The following is an 11,960-nucleotide window of genomic DNA, read 5'->3' as shown; positions in this document are numbered from 1 at the left end:
ATGTTTCCAGAATACCGAGATTTAATATCCCGTCTGAAAAACGAAAATCCTCGCTTTATGTCCTTGTTCGATAAACACAATAAACTTGATCATGAAATTGCCAGAAAGGAAGGTTCCGACGGTCGAGGGTACAATGCGGAAGTGGTCCGCATGAAAAAACAAAAGCTACAGTTAAAAGATGAGATGCTCAAAATCCTGCAGCAGGTGAGCGTCAAAGAGGTGTAAACTTTCCTAAGCCGCCAGCCAGGCGGCTTTTTTAACAGCTGCATGGATTGACTGGAGATAAGATGACTGAAACGATAAAAGTAAGCGAATCACTTGAATTACATGCTGTTGCGGAAAGTCATGTCACACCTCTTTATCAGTTAATCTGTAAAAATAAAACCTGGTTACAGCAGTCGCTAAACTGGCCGCAGTTTGTTCAAAGTGAAGAGGACACGCGAAAAACGGTGCAGGGTAATGTGATGTTGCATCAACGCGGCTATGCCAAAATGTTCATGATTTTCAAAGAAGATGAACTTATCGGCGTTATCTCTTTTAATCGTATTGAACCACTGAATAAAACCGCTGAAATCGGCTACTGGCTCGACGAATCTCATCAGGGGCAGGGGATCATTTCTCAGGCGCTGCAGGCATTGATTCATCATTACGCTCAGTCTGGTGAACTTAGACGCTTCGTGATCAAATGTCGGGTGGACAATGCGCAAAGCAACCAGGTCGCTTTGCGCAATGGTTTTATCCTTGAAGGTTGCCTGAAACAGGCTGAGTTCCTGAATGATGCCTATGATGATGTGAACTTATACGCGCGTATTATCGATTCACAATAACCCTGCCAACGGCGTTCGAGTAATGCGCTCCTCGCCGTTAATGACTTTTGGACCACGGACATGAATCGTGTCGCCATCAAAGGCTTCAACGACGGCGTGGTCGGTTAACTCCACATGGTTTTCAATTATCACCGCACCAGTAATACGGCTCTCACCTTGTATGACAACGTGCTCGTCGAGCAGAATCGGTCCGCCACGTACCACGGCATTTCCGCCAATCAAGACATGATGTTTTAACACACAATTACCTTCCACAATGGCATATTCCGCCACCTGTGAACTGTAATGAATCGTCGGAATGGCATCTTCTTCTATGCCAGCTTTCACCTGTGCGTGACCGTAAACTTTAGCGCAATCGCATAGCCAGACGTTGTTCTCTTCATTACCTTCAATACTGGCAAAATCAAAAACTTCGGCGCGATGTTCAATAAAAGCATACCGGACGACGGCATCGCCATAAATTTGTGCCTGGTGGACAATACGCGAGGCGCTAACCCTCGCGCGATCATAAATTTGTAGCAGGAGTTGATGGTCGGGCGTTAAGCCTTGTGCGGCGACGATCATAGAATGTTGATCAATTAAGGCGTGACCAAATATTCTACATTGACCGCAAACTAATGAGTCACTAATGGTGACGCTGTCACTTATATATGCCCCCTGGCTGATTTCACTATTATCGATCCAGACATTATCCGTTGCGTAAACCTCTCCCCACAGCACGCTGGTGCCGGTGATACGCGTATTCCCGGAAATCACCGTTCCGCCGAACGCAATAGCATTCTGGTCGTAAATCCAGCAATTTCCTTCCTGTGCTAACACCGTTTCGCGATCGATCCAGCCGCCAGCGCTTCCTGCTATCACATCGTTAAAATCGCTCATGGCGATAATTTGCCGTAATAACACACTTTTTTTAGTGCCATCTTCCTGATAACTAAAGGCTCGCTGTTCTTCACTTAGACGATATTTACGCATAGCGTTTTCCCACAGGTGACTTACTATAACCGTAGCAAATTCTGCGGCTCTGGCTATGCTCGAGAAAATTCCATAAAATGCATTTCAAATATACTTTATAAATTAAACAAAATGAGTAAGAAGATGCAGAGCGATAAAGTGCTCAATTTGCCGGCAGGCTACTTTGGTATTGTGTTGGGGACGATAGGGATGGGATTTGCCTGGCGCTATGCCAGCCAGGTTTGGCAGGTCAGCCACTGGTTGGGGGATGGGCTGGTGATTCTGGCGATGATCATCTGGGGATTATTGACTGGCGCATTTATTACCCGACTCATACGCTTTCCGCATAGCGTGCTGGCAGAAGTGCGCCATCCAGTGCTGAGCAGTTTTGTGAGTTTGTTTCCGGCAACGACGATGCTGGTGGCGATTGGTTTTGTTCCGTGGTTTCGCCCACTGGCGGTGTGCCTGTTCAGTTTTGGTGTCGTGGTTCAGTTGGCTTATGCCGCCTGGCAAACTGCGGGATTATGGCGCGGATCTCACCCTGAAGAAGCTACCACGCCTGGACTGTATCTGCCGACAGTTGCCAACAACTTTATCAGCGCAATGGCCTGTGGTGCGTTGGGCTACACCGACGCCGGTCTGGTGTTTTTAGGCGCAGGCGTTTTCTCATGGCTAAGCCTGGAACCGGTGATCTTGCAGCGTCTGCGCAGTTCGGGAGAATTACCCACGGCACTGCGGACATCACTCGGCATTCAGCTCGCTCCTGCGCTGGTGGCCTGTAGTGCCTGGCTGAGCGTCAACGGCGGCGAGGGTGACACGCTGGCGAAAATGCTTTTCGGTTATGGACTGCTGCAACTGCTGTTTATGCTACGTCTGATGCCATGGTATCTCTCCCAGCCATTTAATGCTTCATTCTGGAGTTTCTCGTTCGGTGTATCTGCACTGGCAACCACCGGTTTGCATCTGGGGAGTGGCAGCGATAATGGATTTTTCCATACGCTGGCGGTGCCGCTGTTTATCTTTACCAATTTTATTATTGCAATACTGCTCATCCGTACTTTTGCGCTTCTGATGCAGGGAAAATTGTTAGTCAGAACCGAGCGCGCCGTTTTAATGAAAGCAGAGGACAAAGAATGATCATTCGTGATGAAAACTATTTTACTGATAAATATGAATTAACCCGCACACACTCTGAAGTGCTGGAAGCGGTGAAAGTGGTTAAACCGGGTAAAACGCTGGATCTGGGCTGTGGCAATGGTCGTAACAGTCTTTACCTGGCAGCCAATGGTTATGATGTTGACGCATGGGATAAAAATACCATGAGTATCGCCAACGTCGAGCGCATTAAGTCCATTGAAAATCTGGATAATTTACACACCCGGGTCGTTGATCTGAATAACCTCACATTTGATGGACAGTACGATTTTATTCTTTCGACTGTGGTGCTGATGTTCCTTGAGGCTAAAACCATCCCAGGGCTGATTGCCAATATGCAACGTTGCACTAAACCTGGCGGTTACAACCTGATTGTGGCGGCGATGGATACCGCTGATTATCCATGTACCGTCGGCTTCCCGTTTGCCTTCAAAGAGGGGGAATTACGTCGATATTACGAAGGCTGGGAGAGGGTGAAATACAATGAAGACGTCGGCGAGCTGCACCGCACCGACGCCAACGGTAATCGTATTAAACTGCGTTTCGCCACGATGCTGGCACGTAAAAAATGATCCGGTAAGAACAAAGCGCGTGAAAATTCCCCACGCTGAGATGGTTTACTGTTCTTCTTTTCGGTAAGCATATTTTTTATCGAAGGGATGTGAAATTAATCACAGTAGTCGAAGTTTTTTAGCCGCTTAACTTACTGAAATTTAACTACTGATGATTGACTTAGCCCCTTTTTCGGCATTGACTATGTCGTCTGAAAAGGGGCTAAAAAATTTATTTTCACCAACACTTTTTTTGCCACAACACGAAGCGGCGCTTTTTGCTATAACTTAGAAAGTAATATAATCATCTCAGGAAACTATTCATGCGTACCACATCATTTGCGAAAGTTGCAGCTTTATGCGGCTTGTTGGCTCTGTCTGGTTGTGCCTCTAAAATCACCCAGCCAGATAAATATTCTGGTTTTTTAAACAATTACTCTGATTTAAAAGAAACAACCTCGGCAACAGGTAAACCTGTTTTACGTTGGGTAGACCCGAGTTTTGATCAAAGCAAATATGACAGCATCGTCTGGAACCCAATCACTTATTATCCGGTACCGAAACCTTCTACCCAGGTAGGGCAGAAAGTTCTGGATAAAATTTTGAACTATACCAACACCGAAATGAAAGAAGCGATAGCGCAGCGTAAACCACTGGTTACCACCGCTGGGCCGCGTAGTCTGATTTTCCGTGGGGCCATTACCGGTGTAGATACCAGTAAAGAAGGGCTGCAATTCTATGAAGTGGTTCCTGTTGCATTAGTGGTTGCGGGGACGCAAATGGCTACAGGCCACCGTACCATGGATACTCGCTTGTATTTTGAAGGTGAGCTGATTGATGCAGCGACTAATAAACCGGTTATCAAGGTCGTTCGTCAGGGCGAAGGTAAAGACCTGAATAACGAAAGTACGCCAATGGCTTTCGAAAATATTAAACAAGTTATTGATGACATGGCGACCGATGCCACCATGTTTGACGTTAACAAAAAGTAGTTCCAGACGCGCCATCGTTAGATGGCGCTTTTTATTATCGGTTTCTGTCAGCGATTAAATTCAACACCACGTAACAAACGCCTCCGGCAATTAATCCCCAAAACGCAGAACCAATCCCGAACAGCGTCAATCCACTTGCCGTTACCAGAAATGCCACCACCGCCGCGTCGCGCTCACGCTCATTATGCAGCGCCTGATACAAACTGCCGCCAATGGTACTCAACAGCGCAAGACCTGCCAGCATCTGGATCCAACTTACGGGCAGGGCAGCCATCATCCCGGTAATGGCACTACCAAACAGACCTGCGATCAAATAAAAAATGCCGGCAACGGCAGCGGCCAGCCAACGTTGATCTTTATCCGGATGCGCTTCCGGGCTTTGGCAAATAGCCGCGGTGATTGCCGCAATACCGACGGAATAAACGCCGAAAGGGGAAAAAACAAGCGCCAGCAATCCAGTAAACACAATCAACGGCGAAACAGGAGCCGAATACCCGGCTGCTTTCATTGCTGCGATACCCGGTGCGTTTTGCGATGCCATCGTCACCAGAAAAAGGGGGAGTGCAACGCTCAGACTGTGAGCAAACGAAAAATCAGGGGGAATATAAGTGGGGAGAACGGGTTTAAAGACAACATCAGTTGTGACAACGTCACCTTGCGCGATAACGATCACGATCCCAATAATCATCGCGGCAATTACCGCATAGCGCGGCGCAACGGCCCTGGTTGCCAGCCATGCCAGCAACATACTGCCACACAACGTAAATTGACCATCCAGACTGGCAAACGCCTGTAAACCAAAACGTAATAAAATCCCGGCAAGCATTGCCGCCGCAAGCGAGTGCGGAATAATGCGCATCAGACGAGCAAAGAGTCCCGTTATGCCGCAGAGGACTATTAACACGTTGGTGACAATAAAAACGCCGATGGCTTCGTTAAGTGTTAGTCCCTGTAATCCGGTGACCAACAAAGCCGCGCCAGGCGTTGACCATGCGGTGAGAACAGGTACGCGATACCATAATGTCAGAGTCAGCGTACTGACGCCCATTGCCAGCCCCAGCGCCGTCATCCAGCCAGAGATTTGTGCAGTGGTGGCTCCGGCGACAATCGCTGCTTGCCAGATTATTGCCGCTGAACTGGCGTAGCCAATTAATACCGCCAGAAACCCCGCCAGTAGCGTGGGTGGAGGAATAGAAAACAGACGCATAGTCACCTCGTGCGTTATAACGTACGGCTAACGTAGCATTTGTCCGTTATAACGCACAAGTGATAAACTTCCGTTTTGCCGGAGGAGTCGCATGGAAAATCTCGCTCGCTTTTTATCCACCACACTTAAACAACTACGTCAGCAGCGCGGCTGGAGTCTTTCGCGACTGGCAGAAGCGACGGGCGTTTCTAAAGCGATGTTAGGGCAGATTGAGCGTAATGAATCCAGCCCGACGGTCGCGACATTATGGAAAATTGCCACCGGGTTGAACGTGCCATTTTCAACATTTATTTCTCCGCCGCAGTCCTCTACACCTTCAGTTTATGATCCACAACGGCAGGCGATGGTGATCACTTCGCTGTTTCCTTATGATCCACAACTCTGCTTTGAACACTTCTCGATTCAGATGGCACCCGGTGCAATAAGCGAATCGACGCCCCATGAAAAGGGGGTAATCGAACATGTCTTCGTCATTGATGGACAACTTGATCTGTGTGTTGATGGTGAATGGCAGAGCCTTAATTGTGGGGAAGGCGTTCGATTTGCTGCAGACGTCACGCATGTCTATCGTAATGGTGGGGAGCAAACCGTACATTTTCATTCCCTCATCCATTACCCGCGCAGTTAAGCGGGAAAACTATTTCGCAACGTCGCGCTTGTGGCTAAAATAGCCGCCATTTTTCAGCTACTGGATAAGAAAGTGACCGTATCTTCTCATCGTCTTGAACTGTTAAGCCCGGCACGCGATGCCGCCATTGCCCGCGAAGCTATTTTGCACGGTGCCGATGCTGTTTATATCGGCGGCCCTGGTTTTGGTGCCCGTCATAATGCCAGTAATAGCCTGAAAGATATTGCCGAGTTGGTGCCGTTTGCCCATCGTTATGGTGCAAAAATTTTCGTCACGCTTAACACCATTTTGCATGATGATGAGCTGGAACCCGCGCAACGGCTGATTACTGACCTCTACCAGACCGGTGTCGATGCGCTGATTGTTCAGGATATGGGGATTCTGGAACTTGATATTCCGCCGATTGAACTGCACGCCAGTACGCAGTGCGATATTCGTACAGTAGAAAAAGCGAAGTTCCTCTCTGATGTTGGCTTCACGCAGATTGTGCTGGCGCGAGAGCTGAATCTTGAGCAGATCCGCGCGATTCACCAGGCTACGGACGCGACCATTGAATTCTTTATTCATGGCGCATTGTGCGTGGCCTATTCGGGTCAGTGCTACATTTCTCATGCGCAAACAGGGCGTAGCGCCAACCGTGGCGATTGCTCGCAGGCGTGCCGTTTGCCATACACATTGAAAGACGATCAGGGGCGTGTGGTTTCCTATGAAAAACATCTGCTGTCGATGAAAGATAACGATCAGACTGCCAACCTCGGCGCGCTGATTGATGCTGGCGTACGCTCCTTCAAGATTGAAGGGCGTTACAAAGATATGAGCTACGTGAAGAATATCACCGCCCATTATCGTCAGATGCTGGATGCCATTATTGAAGAACGTGGCGATCTGGCGCGCGCTTCATCAGGTCGTACTGAACATTTCTTTGTTCCATCGACGGAAAAGACTTTCCACCGTGGTAGCACAGATTATTTTGTGAATGCCCGTAAAGGCGATATTGGCGCGTTCGATTCGCCGAAATTTATCGGCCTGCCGGTGGGCGAAGTATTGAAAGTAGCGAAAGATCATCTCGATGTTGCCGTTACCGAGCCACTGGCAAATGGCGATGGCCTGAACGTGATGATTAAACGTGAAGTCGTCGGTTTTCGTGCCAATACGGTAGAGAAAACCGGAGAAAATCAGTACCGCGTCTGGCCCAATGAAATGCCAGCAGATTTGCACAAAATTCGCCCGCATCACCCACTAAACCGAAATCTTGATCATAACTGGCAGCAGGCACTGACAAAAACCTCCAGCGAACGCCGGGTGGCGGTAGACATTGAACTGGGCGGCTGGCAGGAACAACTGATTCTGACCCTCACCAGTGAAGAGGGTGTCAGCATCACACATACGCTGGACGGGCAGTTCGACGAAGCCAATAACGCCGAAAAAGCAATGAACAATCTGAAGGATGGTCTGGCAAAACTGGGGCAAACCATCTATTACGCCCGCAATGTGCAAATTAATTTGCCTGGCGCGCTGTTTGTACCAAACAGTCTGTTAAACCAGTTCCGCCGTGAAGCCGCCGATATGCTTGATGCTGCGCGTCTTGCCAGTTACCAGCGCGGCAGCCGTAAACCGGTTGCTGATCCTGCGCCGGTTTATCCGCAAACGCATCTGAGTTTCCTCGCGAACGTATACAACCAGAAAGCGCGTGAATTTTATCATCGCTATGGTGTGCAACTGATTGACGCGGCGTATGAGGCACATGAAGAGAAGGGCGAAGTCCCGGTGATGATCACCAAGCATTGTCTGCGCTTTGCCTTCAATCTGTGCCCGAAACAGGCGAAAGGCAATATCAAAAGCTGGAAGGCGACGCCAATGCAACTGGTTAACGGCGATGAAGTATTAACGCTAAAGTTTGATTGCCGCCCATGCGAGATGCACGTCATTGGCAAAATCAAAAATCACATACTGAAAATGCCGTTACCGGGAAGCGTAGTGGCATCCGTAAGTCCGGATGATCTGCTGAAAACATTGCCGAAGCGAAAAGGGTAAAACGCCAGTTTTCGGGTTACTCACCACTCATCAAATCTGCATGATATTGCCTGCCGGGTAAGGCGTCATGCCGCATCCGGCAACACACGACTCAACGCTGTCCCGCTTCTGGTTTGCGCGATTTTTGCCAGTAAAAATGCTCGCGCAAACCTTCCGCCGACTCTTCCGCCACAGCACGCAATTCATCGCTGTCCGCTTCATGACGCAGCTGATGATCCACATTCTTTACCCACATAAATTCATGTCCTTTGTGCCCTGCCATGAGTTGTCCTGAGAACAGTGCACACGTTAATAAGACAACCGATAACGCCTTCGAAAACATCCCGCCACCTTTTTCTAACCTTTTGCCGCTATGATGCCGATCGTTTCTTGAGGTTATTATTCAGTTTTGCAAATTAGAGCAAAGAAATTCTGGAATCTTCCTTCCTGATTTTGCATTGCATTCTGCCGTTGCGGCGATTTAGTGCTATTTTCGAGCACATTACACACGGAGGTAAACTTCGCCATTAAATAGTCACGATCACTTTATTGAAGTGCCTTTGAGCGTCGCCTCTAAGGTATTGCTGTTAAATGCTTTTTTACAGTCAGAAATCACTCAGCAAGAGTTAGCCAGGCGAATTGGCAAACATAAACAGGAGATTACTCGCCTATTTAATTTGCACCATGCGACAAAAATCGACGCCGTCCAGCTCGCGGCTAATGCGCTAGGCAAAGAGTTATCGCTGGTGATGGTTTGATAACAGTTAATGAAAAGTTGTCATTTTTAACAACTGATATAGACTGCCGAATCACCTGCACATAATAACGATTCGATAATGAAAAAATACCAGCAGCTTGCAGAACAATTACGCGAGCAGATTGCGTCGGGTATCTGGCAACCCGGCGATCGTTTGCCTTCGTTGCGTGACCAGGTGGCGCTTTCTGGCATGAGCTTTATGACTGTCAGCCATGCCTATCAGTTGCTCGAAAGTCAGGGATATATTATCGCGCGACCGCAATCGGGTTATTACGTTGCGCCACAGGCAATAAAAATGCCGAAAGCGACAGTCATTCCAGTCACACGAGATGAAGCCGTCGATATCAACACCTATATTTTTGATATGTTGCAGGCCAGTCGTGATCCGTCGGTAGTTCCGTTTGCCTCGGCCTTTCCCGACCCGCGACTTTTCCCCCTCCAACAACTAAACCGCTCGCTGGCGCAGGTAAGCAAAACCGCCACGGCGATGAGCGTGATTGAAAACTTACCGCCAGGAAACGCAGAACTGCGTCAGGCTATTGCTCGTCGCTATGCCTTACAGGGCATCACCATTTCTCCTGATGAAATTGTCATTACCGCCGGGGCGTTAGAGGCATTAAACCTCAGTTTGCAAGCGGTAACTGAACCGGGCGATTGGGTGATAGTAGAGAATCCTTGTTTCTACGGCGCGTTGCAGGCGCTGGAGCGGTTACGGCTGAAGGCGTTATCGGTAGCGACGGATATTAAAGAAGGGATCGATCTTCAGGCGCTGGAACTGGCGTTGCAGGAGTATCCGGTGAAAGCGTGCTGGCTGATGACTAATAGCCAGAACCCACTTGGATTTACCTTAACGCCGCAGAAAAAAGTGCGGCTGGTAGCGTTGCTCAATCAGTACAACGTAACGCTGATTGAAGATGACGTTTATAGCGAACTTTATTTTGGACGGGAAAAACCGCTGCCTGCGAAAGCGTGGGATCGCCACGATGGTGTTTTGCATTGCTCTTCGTTTTCGAAATGTCTGGTGCCTGGTTTTCGTATTGGTTGGGTCGCCGCCGGAAAACATGCACGTAAAATTCAACGCTTGCAGTTGATGAGTACGCTTTCCACCAGCTCACCGATGCAGCTTGCGCTGGTGGATTACCTTTCTACTCGCCGATACGATGCTCATCTTCGTCGCCTGCGTCGCCAGCTTGCGGAACGTAAACAACGCGCCTGGCAGGCTTTGCTGCGTTATCTGCCTGCGGAAGTCAAAATTCATCACAATGACAGCGGTTATTTTCTCTGGCTGGAGCTCCCCGAGCCGTTAGATGCAGGAGAATTAAGCCTGGTGGCACTGACGCATCATATCAGTATTGCGCCGGGTAATATGTTTTCTACCGGTGAAAACTGGTCACGTTTTTTTCGTTTTAATACCGCGTGGCAGTGGGGAGAACGTGAAGAACAGGCGGTAAAACAATTAGGCAAACTTATTCAAGAACGGCTGTAATAGCGTTTAATTTAATTCCTCTCAGGTTGGGTAATATGAATTTCGAATAGCAGTCATATATTCTAACTCCTTGTCTATACTCCAGAAGATAACCTTACAGACGGCATAATGCGCGGTAGCTCACAACCTGATTAAATTTTCTCAGGGCCGAAGGTGTGCCTGCAAGCTGCCGTCTATGGTTAAACAAGGAGATATTTTTACGGCACGGCGGCTGAACAATTAATTACGACAGGAGTAAGACCTTATGAGCAAGACATTTGCCCGCAGCAGCCTGTGTGCGCTCAGCATGACAATAATGACCGCTCACGCCGCCGAACCGCCTACCAATTTAGAGAATCCGGAAGGGCGACTGGATATTATCGCCTGGCCGGGATACATCGAACGCGGACAAACTGATAAACAGTACGACTGGGTAACGCAATTCGAAAAAGAGACAGGCTGCGCGGTGAATGTTAAAACCGCCGCGACTTCCGATGAAATGGTCAGTCTGATGGCCAAAGGGGGTTACGATCTGGTTACGGCATCCGGCGATGCCTCGCTGCGTTTGATTATGGGCAAACGCGTGCAGCCAATTAATACCGCCTTGATTCCCAACTGGAAAGCGCTCGATCCGCGCGTGGTTAAAGGCGACTGGTTTAACGTTGGTGGCAAAGTTTACGGCACACCTTACCAATGGGGGCCGAACCTGCTGATGTACAACACTAAAACCTTCCCGACGCCGCCGGATAGCTGGCAAGTGGTTTTTGTTGAGCAGAATCTGCCGGACGGCAAGAGCAATAAAGGCCGGGTACAGGCTTATGATGGCCCTATCTACATTGCGGATGCCGCGTTGTTCGTCAAAGCCACGCAGCCACAGTTGGGCATCAGTGATCCGTATCAACTCACCGAAGAACAGTATCAGGCGGTGCTGAAAGTGCTGCGCGATCAACATAATTTGATCCATCGCTACTGGCATGACACTACCGTGCAAATGAGCGATTTCAAAAACGAGGGTGTGGTTGCTTCCAGTGCATGGCCCTATCAGGCCAACGCCCTGAAAGCCGAAGGCCAGCCTGTCGCTACCGTTTTCCCGAAGGAGGGCGTTACCGGTTGGGCTGACACCACCATGCTACATAGCGAAGCGAAACATCCGGTTTGCGCCTACAAATGGATGAACTGGTCATTAACCCCAAAAGTGCAGGGCGATGTGGCGGCCTGGTTTGGCTCGTTACCAGTAGTGCCGCAAGGGTGTAAAGCCAGTCCGTTATTAGGCGAGAAAGGTTGTGAAACAAACGGTTTTAACTATTTCGATAAAATCGCCTTCTGGAAAACGCCTATAGCAGAAGGGGGCAAGTTTGTTCCCTACAGTCGCTGGACGCAGGATTACATTGCCATTATGGGCGGTCGCTAACTT

Annotated in this window: 12 protein-coding genes and 1 pseudogene; 10 read left to right on the top strand and 3 right to left on the bottom strand. The window is 49.0% G+C overall.

Annotated elements, in window-relative coordinates; translation table 11 throughout:
* Positions 1-225, top strand: a complete 225-nt coding sequence (locus C4F37_RS17040; protein WP_001296056.1) for a YdcH family protein — start codon at positions 1-3, stop codon at positions 223-225.
* Positions 226-287: 62 nt separating this feature from the next.
* A complete protein-coding gene (rimL, locus tag C4F37_RS17035) occupies positions 288-827 on the top strand; it encodes a 50S ribosomal protein L7/L12-serine acetyltransferase (RefSeq protein ID WP_001298095.1) in 540 nt (179 codons plus the stop codon).
* Here rimL and ydcK read toward each other — a convergent pair.
* Positions 819-1,799 (bottom strand): YdcK family protein, encoded by a 981-nt coding sequence (gene ydcK, locus C4F37_RS17030; RefSeq protein ID WP_001538735.1) that lies wholly within the window; start codon positions 1,797-1,799, stop codon positions 819-821. The genes rimL and ydcK overlap by 9 nt on opposite strands.
* 123 nt (positions 1,800-1,922) lie before the next feature.
* Between ydcK and tehA the strand changes: the two genes are divergently transcribed.
* From tehA to C4F37_RS17015, 3 genes are all read left to right on the top strand, one after another.
* On the top strand, positions 1,923-2,915 hold the full coding sequence (tehA, locus tag C4F37_RS17025) for a dicarboxylate transporter/tellurite-resistance protein TehA (protein ID WP_001298119.1): 993 nt from the start codon (positions 1,923-1,925) through the stop codon (positions 2,913-2,915).
* Positions 2,912-3,505: a tellurite resistance methyltransferase TehB gene (gene tehB / locus C4F37_RS17020; RefSeq protein WP_001538737.1), complete on the top strand. Its 594-nt coding sequence runs from the start codon at positions 2,912-2,914 to the stop codon at positions 3,503-3,505. The genes tehA and tehB overlap by 4 nt, the downstream gene beginning before the upstream one ends.
* A 302-nt stretch (positions 3,506-3,807) precedes the next feature.
* Positions 3,808-4,476 carry a DUF3313 domain-containing protein gene (locus C4F37_RS17015; protein WP_001261013.1) on the top strand — a complete coding sequence of 223 codons (669 nt, stop codon included), beginning with the start codon at positions 3,808-3,810 and terminating at the stop codon, positions 4,474-4,476.
* A 34-nt stretch (positions 4,477-4,510) separates the two neighbouring features.
* Here C4F37_RS17015 and ydcO read toward each other — a convergent pair whose 3' ends face one another.
* Entirely contained in the window at positions 4,511-5,701 is a 1,191-nt protein-coding gene (ydcO, locus tag C4F37_RS17010) for a BenE family transporter YdcO (protein WP_224148734.1), read from the bottom strand.
* A gap of 73 nt (positions 5,702-5,774) precedes the next feature.
* On the opposite strand from ydcO, the gene sutR reads away from it, so the two are divergent.
* Both sutR and rlhA read left to right on the top strand, forming a co-directional pair.
* The gene (gene sutR, locus C4F37_RS17005; RefSeq protein ID WP_000429165.1) at positions 5,775-6,311 is read left to right on the top strand and encodes a DNA-binding transcriptional regulator SutR; all 537 of its coding nucleotides are present in this window, start codon (positions 5,775-5,777) and stop codon (positions 6,309-6,311) included.
* A 72-nt stretch (positions 6,312-6,383) separates the two neighbouring features.
* Positions 6,384-8,345, top strand: a complete 1,962-nt coding sequence (rlhA, locus tag C4F37_RS17000) for a 23S rRNA 5-hydroxycytidine C2501 synthase (protein WP_001350247.1) — start codon at positions 6,384-6,386, stop codon at positions 8,343-8,345.
* Positions 8,346-8,436: 91 nt separating this feature from the next.
* On the opposite strand, the gene C4F37_RS16995 is transcribed toward rlhA, so the two are convergent.
* Positions 8,437-8,667, bottom strand: a complete 231-nt coding sequence (locus C4F37_RS16995; RefSeq protein WP_000491567.1) for a DUF2554 family protein — start codon at positions 8,665-8,667, stop codon at positions 8,437-8,439.
* A 178-nt stretch (positions 8,668-8,845) separates the two neighbouring features.
* Between C4F37_RS16995 and hicB the strand changes: the two are divergent.
* From hicB to ydcS, 3 genes and pseudogenes are all read left to right on the top strand, one after another.
* Positions 8,846-9,082: pseudogene (hicB, locus tag C4F37_RS16990) on the top strand (type II toxin-antitoxin system antitoxin HicB); the annotation flags it as partial.
* Positions 9,083-9,160: 78 nt separating this feature from the next.
* Positions 9,161-10,567 (top strand): aminotransferase-like domain-containing protein, encoded by a 1,407-nt coding sequence (locus C4F37_RS16985; RefSeq protein WP_000760639.1) that lies wholly within the window; start codon positions 9,161-9,163, stop codon positions 10,565-10,567.
* A 244-nt stretch (positions 10,568-10,811) separates the two neighbouring features.
* A complete protein-coding gene (gene ydcS, locus C4F37_RS16980) occupies positions 10,812-11,957 on the top strand; it encodes a putative ABC transporter substrate-binding protein YdcS (RefSeq protein ID WP_000047434.1) in 1,146 nt (381 codons plus the stop codon).
* The last annotated feature ends 3 nt before the right edge of the window (positions 11,958-11,960 follow it).

The organism is Escherichia sp. R1, assembly GCF_003000935.1.
Classification (GTDB): Bacteria; Pseudomonadota; Gammaproteobacteria; order Enterobacterales; family Enterobacteriaceae; genus Escherichia; species Escherichia coli.
The sequence above is the reverse complement of the archived record's forward strand: the minus strand, read 5'-3'. Positions and strand labels throughout refer to the sequence as shown.